Raw genomic sequence first — 17076 nt, 5'->3', positions numbered from 1 at the left:
TGAACCGTTTTTGTTAAGTTCTTGTATAGGTCGAGCCTAACTTTCAAAATAGCTCAAAAGCCGGGTACCCTTTTCGGAGTCGGGTACCCGGCTTTTGAGCTGCTACTTCGCCCCTGCGGGCTCGTACTTGATTTTTTTCACGATCGGTTCACTCATTTTGCCAAGCTTGTTGCTGGCCTTCACCTCAATCGTATTTTCGCCCGGCGTCAGGTTGATCGCTTTGGATGCGCTGCTCTGCCCTGCCGCCTGTCCGTTGACGTACAAAGTCGGGGCGGGATCGTTGCTGTCGAGCGCCTTCACCTTGATCGTAATATTGCCATTGCGGGTCGACTCGGGCAGCGGCTCGATCGTCACGATCGGGGTCGGCGCGTTGAACGCGACCTGCTTTTGCACGACCTTGGACTCCTTGCCGCCGCGGTTGACCGCCTTGAATTCAATCGTGTTGCTCCCATCCTTCAGCTCGACAATCGCACTCGCCTGACCGCTGCCGGCCAGCTTGCCGTTCACGTACAGTTGCACGGTCGGATCGTCATTTTGGGCGCTCACGGTAACATTCACAGCGGCCTCGGCAGCCGTTTCCGGAACATCCCCGACTGTAATGACCGGGGCCGGGCCAATGGCCGCCAATGCGATCCCGATCGGATTGCGGAAAATAACAAGCAGTACGACAAGCGGGATAATGACCAAGCCAAGACGCGTGAGCCGCCGCTTATGTTTGCTCAACAAACGGACCAGCTTGCCGGAGTGACGATGCCTGATCGCTTTAAACAGCGCGACGAAGGACGCATTGGGAACGGCCATCAGCTTCAAGCGAATCTGTTTGTCCCGGAACGCTTTCCGGTCGTGCACATCGAAATATTTACTTACCGCCACTTTGTAATTCGCATCGATTTCCTGCTTCTCGTTCAGAAACCGGTTGTCTTCGGCCGACCAGACGAGAAAATCGTAGATCGTTTCCGTATCCTTGGTCGCCTCCGCGATATATTCAAGCAAGCCGTAATAATCGAATTCAGCCACATAGCCGGAGCCGAAGCTCGTGCCGGGCTGGTAAAATGCATAGGCGATCTTGCCGAATTGGGCGGGCGAGATGCGCGTGTGCAGCAGCTTTTTGAGCGATTCCTGCACGCGTTCCAGGTCCACGGGGCCGAATATGCCGTACGCCTTGGCAAGCTCGGAATCCTGCGGCTTGTTTAACGTGAGCGTCCGGTATAACGTCGCCAGCAGCTGAAGCGACTGCTTCTGGCTTTTATCCAGGCAGTTGTTCAGCTCCTGGTCGACCGATTCCAGCATAAAGCCCAGATGCTGGAAGTCCTCGAATTCCAGATTCGCCAGCTTCAGCCCGTCCAGCAGCTGAAGCTTGATCTCCAGCTTCAGCTGTCCGCAGAAATCCTCATATTGAGGCTTGTCCCGGCGCCCCGGCAGCTCGTCAAAATAATGATACAGCGCGGCAGCCGTTTCGACCCGTTTGCGCAAGCTGTCGGTTTGCAGCAGCTGCTTCACCTTCTTCAGCGCTTCGTTGGCAAAAAAACGCTGCTGCACCGCGCTTTCGCTTTGCTCGAGCCAGAACTTGATTTCCTCCTGCAGCGCCTTGACGGACCCCGCCCGGCCGAGCCGGTAAGCCATATAGCTTTCGGCAGCGCCCGATTGCTGGCTGATCAGTTCCTTCATGACGATATCGAACATCGCCGTCTGCTCCGCTCCCAGCAGCTGGTCAAAAATCGGCGCCGCGCTTTCGATACCTTCAGCCGATTTGTTCGCCACTCTGCCGATAAACAGGACGAGGCAGCGGATCAGCAGCGTCTTGACCGCTTCGTCGGCGAAGCTGTAATAACGCAGCAAATCTTTGATATATTCCGGCGAAGGGAGACTGTCGCCATCCTTCGCTTCCTTGCCCAGCAGTTGGATGAACAGCGCGTTCAGCCGGCTTTTGGACCCGATCGTGGCCGCATCGACATAAGCGACCAGCGAGTGCATCGCGCCCTCGCGGTTCGCCTCATAGAGAGCTTCGTGTCCCTGTTCGATATCGTATAACGTGTAGAGCTGCACGTACGTCTGCACCTGCAGCGCCGTTGACCGGTCGATGCCGGCCAGCGCTTCCTCGCAAAAAGCAAACAGCGCATTCAACTGCTCCGTTTTATTCCGATGATCCCATAAGTAGGAAAAAAATAATTGCGCTTGTCCCGGAACATCGGTATTAACGAAACGTTCCCCCGGAAAGTCGAATATGTACTCCTTTTCGATACTGCGATCCGGCAGCCGGATGCTTCCTTTTTCCACAAAAAGAATATGCAGGTGATGCTTTGCCTCCGGCTCGCTGTTGAAGGTCATAAAGCCAAGCTGGCGGCGAATCGCATACGGAAGGCAGCGGTAGACGGCTTCCAGCAGCTTTTTTGCATATTCGGCCGCCTCCGAAACGTCCGTGTCGAGCGCGATGTACACTTTCTTTTTGCCCGAAACGGAAGCGATGACCGCGTAAAGGAGCTGCTGGAACCGCGCTGCATCGATACCTAGCTCCGTCAGCAGCTTGTCCTGCTCCTCCGCTGCCATCGGGGCCATGCCGAAGCTGATGCCGTCCAGCTCGGGGAGTTCTTTGCCGCTGCGGATATCGTAGGCGCTTTGAAAGCTGCGGATCCGGAACAGCCGCTGCGGATCGAGCAGTAGCTCGTCCTTACGCTCTCCCGGCACCACGAACATGTGCGTAAACGAAGCGCTGCGCTGTCCGGTGAAGTCGGTGCCCACATAGACGCTGCGGCCGATGACCATATCGCCGTTATCGGCGTGGAACGCGACCAGCGACTCGGGATACAGCGAGCTGTCTTCCTCGGCGCGGGCGAGCAGCTCCTTCGGGGCTTTATAGACGCAGTACGGATGCAGCGTCGTTTTAATAAAAGCGGGGTCGAGCCCGGCCGATTTGGCTACCGTATCGAAGCCTTCGCTGTTGCGGAAGACGCCTTCCCGGTCGCGCGTAAAATATTGCTGTTGAACAGGTTTTCGTTGCTCCATCACGTCGCATCTCTCCTAGCCACATAATCAAGCTGGTGCAGCAGCCAGATGAACGGCTCATCGACCCGGATCGGGTTAATGACACCCGCGATTTGCTTGTTGACCGGATTTGCGCCCAGCGCGGACACGGCGAAAAACGCCGTATTTTTAAAATAAACGTCAACCGCATCCTTGAAGGGTCTGTCCACCTTTTCGATAAAACGGCCGATTTCCCCGTTAATGTTTTCAAACTCGGTATTGTTCAAATAGCCTTGATGCATGACGTTGCGGAACACATTGCTGTTCGGGCGTATATATTCGCTGTCCTCTTCCATCAAATATTTCAGCATGTCGCTTTTGGTCAGCACGATCGCTGTCGGGATGTCCGTCTTGCTGTTCTGCTGGTGGGCGATAAAGTTCTCGAACAGACTGATGACCACCTCGCGCGGCTCGTCGTAGCGGTTTGCGAACTCGCCCTCTTCCTCCCCGATATGGATGCGCGCCTTGTCCCGGATGCTGCGGATTTGCAGCGGATCGACAAGGAACAAAATGCCGGAAGAATTTTTAATGTGCGCGGCGTAAATGTCCAAATATTCCCGCTCCACCATACCTTCGCCGGCCACATCGAAAAAAACGAGCGTCAGCGGCGCTTCCCGTTCATCCTTGAATACGAATTGAAAAATAAACGGCTCCTGCTGCTCGTTCGGATTCGTCGATTGCAGCATCGTGCCTCTGTCGAAAATCGGCTCATGGTAATTTTGCCTGAATTTCCGGCTAATTTCCGCGCTGAGCGGCATGCAGGCCGCTTGAAAGTTCGCTGCGGTCGTATTTTGCAGCGTATGGATGAGCGAGGTCATATAGACCGATTTGCCCACCTGCGAAGCGCCGACGATAGAAATGATGTTGCTCGGCACCCGTCCCGCCGAAATCGGCAGCTCGTTGTGACAGTTCGGACACAGCCGCCGCTTGGTCGTCTCGCCATACCGGTCCGCAACGGCAACAAGCACGTTTTCCATGTACGACTTGTTCTCGTCCGGGATGGTGCGCGGATCGATCACCGCCTCCATATCGACCTGCGACAGATTGAATTTACGGCGCCATTCGCTCAGCTTGCGGTCCTCCTGCAGCATGAAATCGTCGTCGTTGTCCTTGACGTGGCTTGCGCGGAACACTACCTCGTCCGGCTCGAATTTGCTGAAGCAGTACGGACATACAATGCTGTAAAAGGGAGGTCTTTCCTTGATAGGCGGCTTTTTATCAAACATTTTTTTCAAAAAATCCAACATCGCTTTCCCCTCCTTTACTCAAATAAGCTTCATTCGGGTATTAATTCGAACAGCGAACCGAATGACTTCCCATCGGTAAAAAACAGCCGGATATAGTCGCGCTTCCCGATCTCGACTTCCGGCAGCACGTGGCTCCCCGGAGCCAGATCGTTCATGAACGGATAGACGATTCCGTCGTCTCTGCCCGCCGGCGCCGCGCCTTCCTTCTTCACGTAGCACAACGCTTCCTTGGGCACGGCGATTTCGCAAAACAGCTGAATCCGTGCCGTTTTATATTTGCTGAACCAGGACTGGCCGTATTTGATCCGGTAACGGATTTTCGCCTTCCCTCCGCTTGCCCGGGCGACGTTATGCTCATCCGTCTGCATCATCGCCGCCAGCCTGCCGCCCTGCATGACGCAGGGGAAAATCCGGTAGCCCTGCACCCCGAGAAATTCGGCCCGATCGCGATAGCCCGATCTGGCCCTGTATTCTTCGCGGGTAAACAGCTTTAGCTGCTTCGGCTGAAGCGATTCCGGCGGCTGCTCCGCACCTTCCGGAAAGCTGTATATAAATACGGATTCCACGCCCTTCGGCCATGACCAGGTGATCACACATTCGCCATTATGGGTTTGGCAGGCCGTCTGCTTGATCTGATATTGCTCGTCTAGCTCTTCCCATTGCAACTGGATTCGCCTCCGTTTTCATTACTCACCGGAACTGTTTGCGCACCGTCCCGCTTTTCCGGCTTCCGATCAGGCTGCTCTCCCCTCGACCCTCCCGGCCTTGAAAGCCGTCGCTACGGCGTCCGGTACCCGGTCCTGCACCCGGATCGGTGACGGCCACGAGCAGCGTGGAGAGCGACAGCACGAACGCCAGCGTCACATCGGCAAAGCCGCGCGCCAGCAGCGGCTCCGCCGAGCCTTGCAGCCCGGTCTCCAGGAGGATACCGGCGATCAGACCCGCAACCGCACCGCCGATGGCAAAGCTTTGGGCCAAGTAGCGATTGTCGAAAACTATACCGAGCGACAGGCCGAGCAAACTGCCGAGCAGCAGTACCAGCGCCACACGCAGCACGCCATGATAGCCGTCGGAGGCGGCAGCGCCCGCGCGCTCGTTCATCAGATGCCAGCGCTGTCCGTTCAAATAAATCTCGTCAAACGCAGCGGTAATCCCATCGACCCGCTTCACGTCATGAAATGTGCCTCCGGTTTCCGACGCAATGCTTTGCAAGAGCCGGACACCTTCCTGCTCCGACGAATCGATCCCGACCGTATGCACCTGCGTCCGCTGCTGCCTGTAAGGCTCCAGCACCTTGGCCGTATCGACCTCGCTGAAGCCGTCGGAGATGAGAATGACGGCGGCTCTGCGGTTCGGCAGCCGCTGCTGCTCCATATGCCTCATCGCCTCGGTCAATGCCAGACCGATATTCGTGCTGCCTATCGGCTCTCCTACGGCCTTCAGCTTGGCGGCGATTTGCTCCCTTGCTCCATCGCCCTTCAGCGACGTCAACGGGTAAACTTGCTGCGGCCGCTCATTAAAGGTGTACACCGCGACACGTTTGCCGTCGTCCATCCGGCGGATTAACGATTCGGCCGCCTTCAGGCTCCGCTTGTCGGGATCGGTGCTTGTCATACTCTCCGATATATCGAGCAGAAGTACATAATCCTGCGGCTTATCCCGGTTGCCCAGCTGCAGCCCGTAAATCAACTGGGCCAGTGCGCCCGCAGCGAACAGCATGAGCAGCGTCGCCGGGACGAGCAGCTTCCAGCCGTCGCGCGCATAGCGCAGCCGCCAGCTGCGCCCGTTCAGCCGGGGTGAAATCATCTCGGCCAGCAAACAGCACAGGCCCGTAACCAAAGCCAGCTGACCGAAGTACAGGCCCATCAGCACCGTTTCGTGCATCGTTCCTTCCCAGCGGTCCAGCATCAGCTCTCCTATCATAAAACCGATGACCCCGCCGACAACGCTCATGATCGTCAGCAGTCCGTTCCATTTTCGCCGCTTCACCGGTCATTCCTCCTTTTCCGTCCGTATCCGCCGGGTCCGCCGTGGCAGCCCGGTTTCGTAATAATGGAAAGCTTTACGACTGCTCCCATACGCTTGTTTACAAATCAATACCGTGAAACACATAGCCGTTCTGCACATACGTATCGTAATAACGCCTGCCGTTGCGGTAATACATCAGATCCTCGATGCGGAAGCCGCCCATCACATTCAGCTTCTCAATGCCGCTGCGCTTCAGCTCCTGCACACAACCGAGCTTGTACGTCCGGCTTCCCTGATCGACCGCAAAAGCAAAGCGAATAAATTCACTGTCAAAATCGCCGAAAAAATATTTTTCCTCATAACGGTGCTTGTGGGTCGAATTGTACACATCGGCGCGGATCGCCGCTTCGCTCTCCAGCGTCCCGTACAAGTCGCGGAACAGTTCTTCCTTCGAAAGTACGTCGCGGCTGTCATAGCCCGCCGTCACATTCGCCCGCTCCAGCAGCTCGTCCTCAAACGGTTTTTGGAACACGGGATGGTTGAATATTTCCTTGTCGGTCAGCTCGATCAGCCGCTGCAGTACAAAGGCTTCGTCTTGGCGGGCAAGCAGCAGCGAAACATTGCCCATATACCGTTCCTCAAAATAAAACTGCGCGCCGCGGCGGTTCTCCGCCTCCGTCAAAATATGCTGCACGGCGCGGCCGTAATATTCGTTAATGTTGCGTCCCAAGTAATCGCTCGTAACGGAAATGCTGCCCCGGCTTGCGTCAAGCATCATTTTCTCCAATAAATGGAATCTTTCTACGAGAAGCTTCGACCTGTCATGCTGTTCTTCGAGCTCATGCTCATATTCGTTCAAAAGCCGCAGCTTCATTTCCAGCAGCAGCAGCTCGAGCTTCAGCCCGTACACCAGCTCGAGGAACGGACGGGTGAAGCTTTTGAGCGAGGCTTTATTCGTCATCCGGTCCCAGAACGACATTTTCGCAAACGGCTGCCGGTCCACGCGCTCCGCGTACAGTTGCTCCAGCTCGGACCTGCCCTGCTCCAGCAGCTTGGCGGTTTCTTTCGCCTGTTCGCGAATGATGTCAAGCACATTCCCGCTTTGCTCGGAGGAAGTCCATAAGCAGGCGCTGTAAAAACCGTACCGGGCTTGTCCGATTACGGCGCTGTCCAACCGTGTCCTCAGCCGTTCGCCAAAACGCCGATCCCTGAACGCTTCTTCAAGCCGTTTCAGCACATTGGAGTCAAAAAAGAGCTGTGCGGTCGTTCCATAAAGCGCCGTCTCCGCTTGCCTGAGCGTCATGGTTCTCAGCTCGGTCATGGAAACGGCATCATGCAGCAGGCTGAACATGCCTTCAACGGCGCGCTGCGGTTCCGGCAGCAGCGAACGAATGTCTCTGTCCCAGTAAGGCGACTCCAGCTCCAGCAGCTCCGCAGCGTTGGCAAGGCCCGTTTGTGCGTTATCCTTCATCCGCTCCAACAGCTGCAGGTAAGCATGATACAGCACCGTCAGGGCGATCGCCTGATTCGGCCGAGTCACCTTGGCAAAGCCCGCCGATGCGTAGCTTCGGCCATCCCCGTCCGGCGGAGTCGCGTTTTGCTTGAAATGCTGGTTATTGTACACGCCGTGCAGCGGGTCCTGTTCGTTGAGCGATTTGCGGTTTTTGAGCAGGTTCAGGTTGCAGATCGCCTCATAATTGCCCTGCATTCCATTTTCGCCAAAAATGCCGCGTTCATCCTTGTCGCTCAGCAGATAGACCATATCGAATAGAGGCGACGGCGTATGTACAGCGGGAAGTCTGACTCCCTCTCCGGTCAGCTGCAGCATGGCTTCAAGCTTGAAGTCTCTGCTCTGGTACCGGTCCAGCTCGCGCAAAAAGCCGACGCCGAGAGAAGCCCGGTAAGCAAACTCGTCGCCCACCGACTTCTCCTCGAGCAAGCCGTACAAATCGACGACAACGGAGCGGAACTGCTCGCCGAAAATCGTTTCCATCAGCACCGTAATTTCCGGCAGCAGTACATTGAACGGATCGTCGAGCCGGGTCACGACGGCGATATTGAGCCGCTGCAAATGCGTGTACATCCGGCCGAATTCGGAAATCCGGCTGTTCATCCGGCGCAGCGTCACATTCAGCTCCAGCAGCTTCGCATCGTCTGTATAAAATTGCTTGCGGATAGCGGGCCGCAGCTCCAGCTTGTGCTCCGTCGGGGAAGGCACACTCCAGCCGTACACGTTATCCAGTTCCGGGTGATGCTTCGTCCCGAGCTGAAGATAGACGACGCCCGCGGAGTTATTCCACTTTGCGGCATTTAAACGATGCATGACGCCCAGCGCTTCCGCCGATTGATCTCCCAGAAACACAAATACGACCGGATGATTAATACTCCGCCGTTCGTCTCCTTCCCGGCCCGCGTTGTCCATCCCGGCGGCATAACGTTTGGAAAAGGAATCCAATTCCCCCTTTATATTCATCCTTTTTCCTGCCTTTCTGTCAGGTTATTGCCCTACCCTAAGGGTTTTACCCTTCCTGATCCCAAAGGACTTACCCTCCCAAACCCTCCCTATAGGGAGGGCCCCAAGGGCTCCGGCCGAGGACTTACCCTCCCAAACCCTCCCTACAGGGAGGGCCCCAAGGGCTCCGCCCTCTGGACACCCTTAAAGGTTGGGAAGGAGGTAAGGTTATGCTCCCTAGTTACGTATGACGGTAACATCGCTTTCGTCCCTTCGGGACACGCTTCACGTTGCAGCTCCGGCCGAAGACTTGCCCTCCCAAACCCTCCCTATAGGGAGGGCCCCAAGGGCTCCGCCCTCTGGACACCCTTAAAGGTTGGAAAGGAGGTTGGGTGATGCTCCCTAGTTACGTATGACGGTAACATCGCTTTCGTCCCTTCGGGACACGCTTCACGTTGCAGCTCCGGCCGAGGAACTTACCTTCCCAAACCCTCCCTACAGGGAGGGCCCCAAGGGCTCCGCCCTCTGGACACCCTTAAAGGTTGGGAAGGAGGTCAGGTTGTGCTCCCTGGTAACGTATGGTGGCAGCATCGCTTTCGTCCCCTTCGGGACACGCTTCACGTTGCAGCTCCGGCCGGGGATTTACCCTCCCAAACCCTCCCTATAGGGAGGGCCCCAAGGGCTTCGCCCTCTGGACACCCTTAAAGGTTGGGGAAGGAGGTCGGGTGATGCTCCCTAGTTACGTATGACGGTAACATCGCTTTCGTCCCTTCGGGACACGCTTCACGTTGCAGCTCCGGCCGAGGAGTTACCCTCCCAAACCCTCCCTACAGGGAGGGCCCAAGGGCTCCGCCCTCTAGACTCCCTTAAAGGTTGAGAAGGAGGTCAGGTTATGCTCCCTGGTAACGTATGGTGGTAGCATCGCTTTCGTCCCTTCGGGACACGCTTCACATTTCGGCTCCAGCCGAGGATTACCCTCCCAAACCCTCCCTACAGGGAGGGCCCCAAGGGCTCCGCCCTCTGGACTCCCTTAAAGGTTGGAAAGGAGGTCAGGTTGTACTCCTTGGTAACGTCTGGTGGTAGCATCGTTTTCGTCCCTTCGGGACACGCTTCACGTTTCGGCTCCAGCCGAGGATTACCCTCCCAAACCTACAGGGAGGGCCCCAAGGGCTCCGCCCTCTGGACACCCTTAAAGGTTGGGAAGGAGGTCTGGTGATGCTCCCTAGTTACGTCTGGTGGTAGCATCGCTTTCGTCCCTTCGGGACACGCTTCACGTTGCAGCTCCGGCCGGTTTCCCCCATCAACTGTGTCTTCAGTGAGGTCTTGTTACCACTCAGTAGCACACGTGGCGTTCGAATTCGGCCGGGCTCCAGCGGAACGATCCAATATGCAACGTCTAGCCCAGGGAACGCATCATTACTGTAACGGACACCAGAAACCTTTTTTGCGGCGAAACAACGTTTTTTCAAGTTCAATGGACTGAGAAGACGTTATTTTGCAGCAAATGGGCAAATGAACGGTTGGCGAGCACTATAACGTCTCTCAGGTCCGTCACAGCTTCGAATGGAAGAAATCGAGGCAAATAACGGCACCTCAGTCCATTACGCCGCGATCTCCCCTCAAGCGCCGCCCAGTATGGCCGAATATGTCGGACCCGTGAGATTCGAATGTGCAACGGACCGCAGTAACTGTCGATGAATAGTGACCTTTTAATCGGCAAACGGTTCATACCTAAGCGTCATCAAAGTCTGCCCTTATTTAAGGCTCCGCACCATATCGTTTACTCGAGTCGAGATTTGTTTGTAGAACTGATACATCGCTTCGCCGTCGACAAGCTCTGAGCGGTCGTAGTCGAGCGCAGACTTCGCTTCCTGATAGGCGCCGGCCATATCCCGCAGGATCGATACCAGGCTGCCGATATCTTCGGAGGCGGTCAGCTGTTGGCTGCGCTTGGCCGCTTTGCGCTGCAGCAGGCTTTGGCGCTTTTCGTCGAGGCTGCGGAGCTTGGAGTAAATTTCGTACTCGACGAATTTATTTACCTGCATCAGATTGACGAACGGCTCCCAAGGATCTTCCTCGGCATCGTGATCGTATACGTACAGCGCGCCTTTTTTCACGATGACGCCGGTGTACATCGCCTCGATGAAGTTGGCAATCAGCTTTTCCTCATCCTTATGAGCGTTCAGCAGCCGCTCCAGCTCGCCGATCTTCTCCGCGATCCGTCCGTATTTGCGCAGCTCCTCGCGCACCAGCTTCAACAGCTCCGGCGAGCGGATCAAATTCTCCTTCGCCATATCGGTATTAACGCTGCCGAAAATGTCTTTGCGGCTTTCAACTTCGAGCCCTTCCGCCATAAGCCGCTTCAAATCGCCGACGCAGCGCTGCAGCTCGCCAAGGTTCGGCTTCGCCTCCGACAGCTGCATAGAGTACGATTCCAGCCAGCGGTTCAGATCGAACGGCTTCGTTAGGGTACATTCGTAACGGTTGATCGTGCCGCTATCGCCGTCTTTTTCACGGATAATGCGCAGCGCGACAGCTTGCTCAAAACCGCGGCGAACCTCGGCGTTATAGGCTTTGACCCGGTTGTTTTCATAGGTGTCGCCCCATGATTTCTCAGGGATCGGCGACGGCAAATAGGTCCAGTTCACTTTGTCCGTCTGCACGAGATGACGGCCGATGCCTTCCGGCTCCAGAATCGTACGTTCGTAGCTTTCTTCATACACCTTCATCGGCGTATACAGGAACAGCGGGATGCCGTTCTGCGTGTTCAACCAGAAAATGCGGTTTTTCACTTCGCTCTCCTTGATCGTAAACCGCGAGTTGGCAATCGCATTGTCCTGGAAGTTGCGAATCCCTTTAAATATATTCGGCGCTTTGACCGGAACTGAAACGAACCCCCACGAAGGGAAATTAAAGTGGCCCGAGCTGTTGCTCAAATGGAATACCGGCTTCGCCTCTTCGTACAAGCGGCCGGCGATTTTGGACTCCACCAGCTTCTCGATCGAATCCTCGTGGCCGTACTTGATGACCAAATATTCCTCCATCGATTTCGTAATCAATTCGCCGAAATGATCCGTTAAAAACTCGGAAATCGAGCTGATTACATCGACCTCCTGCTCCTTGATCCACTGGTTCGATTTCATCAGCATTTCGTTCGTAAAATCGCGGATCAGATCGTTCACATTTTTCTCGTCGGTTACGTCCCCGACCAGCTTGGCGATATCCGGCACGCTGACTACGTTCCAATAGTACGTGCGGTTGCCCTTATGATCGACTTCTTCCCCACCGTTCGCCAAAATGCGCCCGTTTTTCTCGAAAATTTTGTTCAGCTCGCTCAGCAGCTCGGAGAACACCTGATAAATACGCGAATTTTCATCATTGATCAGCGTGTACAAATCCTCGTAAAACTCGACCATCTGCTCCATTCGCTCGCGGTCGGCGTGCAGCAGGTATTCCTGAATTTTCGCTTCGATGTAGGCGTCCTTCTTGCGGTCCTTGGAGATGAACGCGCTGCGCGCTTCGGTCATTTTTTGCAGCGATTGCTCCTCGGCGGCTTCGATATCGCGCGGGATGCGGTAGATGCTTTCCTTAAGCGCTTCGATATAAGAAGAAATCAGCTTCAACAGGCAGAAGCCTTTATCCTGCAAAATGATCCGAGATACATAGAACGGCCCCTGCTCCGGATTGCGGAACATTTTGGTCACCTGCTCGGAGAAGCTTTCCAGCAGCTGTCCCGGCAGCTGTCTGCGGCTCTTGATGTATTCCTCGCGGGCGCGCGACAAATAGCTTTGCTCCAGCTCCGTGTCGATATTGACTACCTGCTGCTTGATCACATTCGCGTAGCTCAGACGCTCGCTGTTCTGGTAGCCCGGAATCGGCTCGGGAACCCGGTTGCCGAATTCGCGGTGTACGGAGTCGGGATCTAGCCCAAGCTTATGCGCGAGCTTTTCCACATCCTCCTGAGACGGGCCGGCCTCGAACATTTTCTCCATCCGCTTGAACACCTTGAACGCCAGGTAAGTCGTCATTTCCTCAATCGGCAGCACCGCCGAGGATGCGCCCAAAATATTGTATTGATAGTTGGCTGCATACGTTTTGGGCATCTGGTTAATGTTCGTGCGAATGTTGCTGATATAGTCGTGAATCGCGAATTCCTCGCCGGAATGCTTGTCCTCGCTGGCCATAAAGTTGGTAATGTTCTCGGCCGTCACGTTCATGCAGTAGTCGTACGCATTTTCGAGCAGCTTGCCCTCCAGATTCGTCGCCGAAATAAGATGGGCCAGGTTAAACGGCGGCATCGGCGAGTTTACGTTTAAAATATTGGCGTACTGCTGCTTGAACCGCTCGCTGCGCTCGTCCACGTTCATCCAGTAGTCCAATTCCTTCATGGCGGCGTAGCCGTTCTTTTTGATATATTCGCGGGAATGCTCGGTCAGGCTCTTGTTGGCGAGATTCACGTCCGGGGTAAACAAATAGCCCAGCACATTCACCTTGTCCACGCCGGCCGAGCCGTAATCCCGCTCGATAATGCCGCGCACGATATAGGCGATGTCCAGGAAGCAGCCGCTCCCCGTTCCACCGGACAGCCCAGTCAGCAGAAATACCATCAGCTTCTTGTTCGTGCCGACGGACAATGATTTGATCTTGCGCTCGATTGTCTGTACGACCTGCACAATTTTCGTAAACAGCAGCAGCCTGCCCGCCTGGCGAACGCCGGAGGCGCCGTTAATGCCATCGGTAATCGTCAGCTCCGGCGACAGCCATTCCCGGATATACGGTTCAAGAATGCTGCGGTTTTGCAGCACGCTGCCGATCTCGGCGTTGGACAGCAGCACGAATTCCGTCAATGGATCGAGACCGATCCCTTTATATTTTTTGTTGCGGTCATGCTCGTTCGTTTCCAGCGCGAGAAACTCGACGTTGTTCGGCTTCTCTTTCTTTTTCTTCGTAAAAGGATCCTCCGGCAGCTTGAATCTGCGGTTAATTTGATATTTCAGACGCAGCAGCGCGTCGATCCCGGTACCGCCCAGCCCGATCACCAGCATCGGGTTGTCGATCGTGTCCACGCGAATTTTATCGCTGATAATGCCGCCGCCCAAAGACACGTCAAGCTGTTGAATATGCTCTCTTACAACTGCTTTCATAGAAGGTCTCCCCCTGGATTCAAATTATTTCAAATATTCTACCGTTACCGATTTATTTACGTTTTGAAGCGAGATTTTGATCCGGTCGTTGTTTTTAAGCTCCTTGCCCTGTACGGCGTCAAATACGCGGCCGCCCTTCTCTATCACGCAGCCCGACTGGTTATACACCACGACGGTATCCGCCGGGCCGGGCTTGAACACGATCTGCTTCGTCTCCGCAAACTCGGGCGCCAGCTGCAGCAGCTGATGAAGCTCCACCTTGCCCTTGAATGCATTCAGTTTGCGGTACTGCGGGCTTGTCCGCTCGCCGGTATCCTCATCCTTCACTTCCACGACCATTTGGCCGAAAAAGCCTTTGTTCGCCTTTTTCCATAACGAATATCCGAACAAGGCCGCCGCAATGAGCACAATCAGCAAGCCGCCGCCCCAGGCGATCGGCCCGACCAGCGTACCGCTATTTCCATCTGCCGGCGGCGCGCTGCCGGACGGGGCCGGAGCCGGCGCGGCAGCCTTTTTCGCGGAAATGGTCGCCGGCTGCGACTCGCGCGCAAAGTTGGCGTCCTCGACCTTGACTTTCACCTCGTAATCGTGCGCTTCCGCTATCTTGAACGAGCCCTCGAAGCTTTGCCCCGCCGTCGCAAGCGGCGATTCCGCCGTTTTCTTCGTGTCAAGGTCGGTTACAAGTAGCGTCGCCTTCGCGTTTTTATATAAATTCGCGTCGGTTACCTGCTGACCGTTGGATTGAAGACTCGCTTTAACCGGCACACTGTCCCCGGGCTTATAAGATATAGACGATGAAAGTTCCATCGACACCTGCACATCGTAATTATAAATTAAATTGATATCGATTTTTTCTTTCGGCACGCCTTTAATTTTCAGCTTCCAATCGCCCTGCTCCGGGGTCAACAGCTTGATCAGCGAGTAGGCCGAGGAGGCCGAATACACTATTTTATCGGATGGAATCTTCTGCTCCTGGCCGGCGGGATTGACCAGCTTCGCCTCAACCGGCTTGGACGACATGATCGAGATGTTGGCCTCCAGCACGCTCGCATTCGGAATATTTACCGTGACGTCCTGAAATTCGCCGTTTGCGGTAAAGCCCTTCAATGGCACTACCTTCAGCTTCAAATGGCTCGCATAAATTTCGCTCAAAATATTCGGCAAATCATCCGCCGAGCTCGTAATGAACAGCTTGCCCCCGGTCTCCTTCGAGATCCGCTCCAGCACATCCTTGTTCAGCGTACCGTCCGCATTCAGGCCGATCGTGTAAATGGGGATGCCCTTGTCCTTCGCCTTCTTTACCGCCTCGTTCAGCACTTGATCGGACTGCGCCTGACTCTTGCCCGCATTCAGCGAGTTGTTGCCGTCGGTCAGCAGCACGATCAACGGCACATGCCCCGGCTCGCTCCCGCCTGATTCCAAAATTTTTACCGCTTCGTTGACCCCGACTGCAACATCCGTATAGGGTCCTCTCGTCAGTTGATCGATGAATGTTTTCAGACTCTGCTTGTCCTGCACCCCGTTAATTTGGAGCAGCGCCTTCTCCCGCAAAATTTGATCCGTATAAGCGACGACGCCGATTTTGTCCCCTTTTACGGAAGCCATGTCGATAAACATTTTCATCGCTTCGAAGCTGACTTTGTTCACGTCGCTTTCGTTCATGGAGTTGCTGACGTCGACGGAAAGCACGGCATCGATCTTTGTATCGCCTCCGGCCGGAGCGGCAAAAGCGTGAAGCGGAAGGCTCAGCAGCAAGCCAAGCAGTACCGCCGTCAAAGTTATTTTCATTTGTTTAATTGTGTTCACAGGTAGTCCTCCGTATCTTTCTGTTGACGGATTGTCGAATCCGGAATCTCATCTTGTTGTTTTCTGGAAAATGTGGCAGTAAAATAGCATTCGCTGTCTACTTCTCATATTAATCTTTTAAACCGCAAAATTCCACTGCTCCCGTTACATATGGTATTCTTATCATGATTTGATAGTATCAAACAAGCGCGCATACAGCGCAACTGCTGTTGCCGTCTGGTGCAAAAAATTGCAGACAAAAGCTTTAGGAGGGTCTTGGTCTATGCTGACTTACTGCCTGCTGGCTTTAGCCGCTTTGTTCGTCCTGAACCAATGGGTACGATTTTCTAAAATGAAACGAACGGCTCTCCCGTTGGAGAGCGTCGACGCCGAGTTCCACAGCCGGCTGAATAACGGTGAAAAGCCATGACTGACAAAATCGCCGCCCATTTCCGCGAAAGCCGCCGGACCAGCCACTCTTTTCAACGTTTGAAGCAGTGCAAAGGTTGCGGAAATTTTTCCGCGCTGTGGAGCGACCGCTGCCTGCAATGCGGCGCAGAGGGCAGGTTTCTCGAGCTTGCGGAGCTGAGCCGGGTTATTGTGCGGCGCAGTGCGCAAAGGGATATGCTGCTGATCGGCGCGGCAAGCCTCACGGCAATGCTGTTCGCCCGGGACATGACCGGCATGGCTGTCTCGCTCCTGGCCGGCGCCGCGCTCGCCGCCGCTTATTATTTCATCCGCAAACCGTATCTTTCAGTGCTGCGGAAGCGGATGATACAAGAGCTGCTGGAGCGCGAGGACCGCGCAATCCGCGATGGGCTGCTGCGGGATATCGAAGATGCGGCCTCCGATCTGAAAGCGGACGACTTCAAGCTAGCCTATGAAAAGCTGCGGGAGGTCGGGTATTTGGTCGCCGGCAATCAGGTGAAAATGCTGAAGCTGATGTGCCTGAATCATTTTAACCTGCGCAAGGATATGGATCTCGAGCTGGGCACGCTCGTTCCTGACGATTTCGAGCCGGAATTTATCCGCTATTTGTTTGAAGTAAGCAGGGTCAGTCCGGAGCTGGTCAAACGCAACGTCATCGATTACACGCTCCGTTACCGTATGGAGATCGAGGCGCTTGCGGGCGGGAGAGCGGTTATCGGAGCCGTCGTAATCGCCACGCTGCGCGTGAATGCTTATGTGGTGCAGTATCAGCGGCTGATTGCGGATTACATCGACGAGCTGCCGCGTGAACGGCTGCTGCGGTTGTTCAGACTGACCTCCGGCCAACCGGCAGCCTATCCCGAGCTTGCCCCGAAGGTGGCGGAGACCGCGAACCGGAAGTACGGCTCCGATCCCGAATTTCAAGGCCCCGCTGCTTCCCCGGCAGCCGCTCCGTAACTGAAATTCAGAAAATAAAGAGACTGTCGATGAATTTGGAAAAAGGCTTGAGGAATGGCAAATAAAGGAGGCT

The 17076-nt window shown here is 55.2% G+C and carries 9 protein-coding genes; 2 read left to right on the top strand and 7 right to left on the bottom strand.

Features of this window, described 5'->3' with window-relative positions:
• Positions 1 to 102: 102 nt before the first annotated feature.
• The 7 genes from E1757_RS24620 to E1757_RS24590 form a co-directional block, all read right to left on the bottom strand.
• Positions 103 to 3003 carry a cadherin-like beta sandwich domain-containing protein gene (locus tag E1757_RS24620; RefSeq protein ID WP_246079482.1) on the bottom strand — a complete coding sequence of 967 codons (2901 nt, stop codon included), beginning with the start codon at positions 3001 to 3003 and terminating at the stop codon, positions 103 to 105.
• The gene (locus E1757_RS24615; protein WP_133233176.1) at positions 3003 to 4268 is read right to left on the bottom strand and encodes a TRAFAC clade GTPase domain-containing protein; all 1266 of its coding nucleotides are present in this window, start codon (positions 4266 to 4268) and stop codon (positions 3003 to 3005) included. The genes E1757_RS24620 and E1757_RS24615 overlap by 1 nt, the downstream gene beginning before the upstream one ends.
• Positions 4269 to 4297: 29 nt before the next feature.
• Positions 4298 to 4933, bottom strand: coding sequence for a hypothetical protein (locus E1757_RS24610; RefSeq protein ID WP_133233174.1), 636 nt, complete (start codon positions 4931 to 4933; stop codon positions 4298 to 4300).
• 25 nt (positions 4934 to 4958) lie between these two features.
• A complete protein-coding gene (locus tag E1757_RS24605) occupies positions 4959 to 6257 on the bottom strand; it encodes a vWA domain-containing protein (RefSeq protein ID WP_133233172.1) in 1299 nt (432 codons plus the stop codon).
• A gap of 97 nt (positions 6258 to 6354) precedes the next feature.
• Positions 6355 to 8709, bottom strand: coding sequence for a hypothetical protein (locus E1757_RS24600; protein ID WP_246079464.1), 2355 nt, complete (start codon positions 8707 to 8709; stop codon positions 6355 to 6357).
• Positions 8710 to 10442: 1733 nt separating this feature from the next.
• Positions 10443 to 13832, bottom strand: a complete 3390-nt coding sequence (locus E1757_RS24595) for a tubulin-like doman-containing protein (protein WP_133233170.1) — start codon at positions 13830 to 13832, stop codon at positions 10443 to 10445.
• A 24-nt stretch (positions 13833 to 13856) separates the two neighbouring features.
• Positions 13857 to 15620, bottom strand: a complete 1764-nt coding sequence (locus E1757_RS24590; RefSeq protein WP_133233394.1) for a vWA domain-containing protein — start codon at positions 15618 to 15620, stop codon at positions 13857 to 13859.
• A gap of 280 nt (positions 15621 to 15900) precedes the next feature.
• Here E1757_RS24590 and E1757_RS35975 point away from each other — a divergent pair, with 280 nt between their 5' ends.
• Entirely contained in the window at positions 15901 to 16047 is a 147-nt protein-coding gene (locus E1757_RS35975) for a hypothetical protein (RefSeq protein ID WP_165972267.1), read from the top strand.
• Positions 16044 to 17003 carry a C1 domain-containing protein gene (locus E1757_RS24585; RefSeq protein WP_133233168.1) on the top strand — a complete coding sequence of 320 codons (960 nt, stop codon included), beginning with the start codon at positions 16044 to 16046 and terminating at the stop codon, positions 17001 to 17003. The genes E1757_RS35975 and E1757_RS24585 overlap by 4 nt, the downstream gene beginning before the upstream one ends.
• The last annotated feature ends 73 nt before the right edge of the window (positions 17004 to 17076 follow it).

The organism is Paenibacillus piri (genome assembly GCF_004354045.1).
GTDB classification, from domain to species: domain Bacteria; phylum Bacillota; class Bacilli; order Paenibacillales; family NBRC-103111; genus Paenibacillus_S; species Paenibacillus_S piri.
Note: the sequence above shows the minus strand (reverse complement) of the source record. Positions and strands in the feature narration are given on the sequence as shown.

Excerpts from the sequence above, each read along its gene's own strand:
- E1757_RS24620 (WP_246079482.1), bottom strand. The coding sequence starts at position 3,003 with ATGGAGCAACGAAAACCTGTTCAACAGCAATATTTTACGCGCGACCGG.
- E1757_RS24615 (WP_133233176.1), bottom strand. The coding sequence starts at position 4,268 with ATGTTGGATTTTTTGAAAAAAATGTTTGATAAAAAGCCGCCTATCAAG.
- E1757_RS24600 (WP_246079464.1), bottom strand. The coding sequence starts at position 8,709 with ATGAATATAAAGGGGGAATTGGATTCCTTTTCCAAACGTTATGCCGCC.
- E1757_RS24595 (WP_133233170.1), bottom strand. The coding sequence starts at position 13,832 with ATGAAAGCAGTTGTAAGAGAGCATATTCAACAGCTTGACGTGTCTTTG.
- E1757_RS24590 (WP_133233394.1), bottom strand. The coding sequence starts at position 15,620 with ATGAAAATAACTTTGACGGCGGTACTGCTTGGCTTGCTGCTGAGCCTT.
- E1757_RS35975 (WP_165972267.1), top strand. The coding sequence starts at position 15,901 with ATGCTGACTTACTGCCTGCTGGCTTTAGCCGCTTTGTTCGTCCTGAAC.
- E1757_RS24585 (WP_133233168.1), top strand. The coding sequence starts at position 16,044 with ATGACTGACAAAATCGCCGCCCATTTCCGCGAAAGCCGCCGGACCAGC.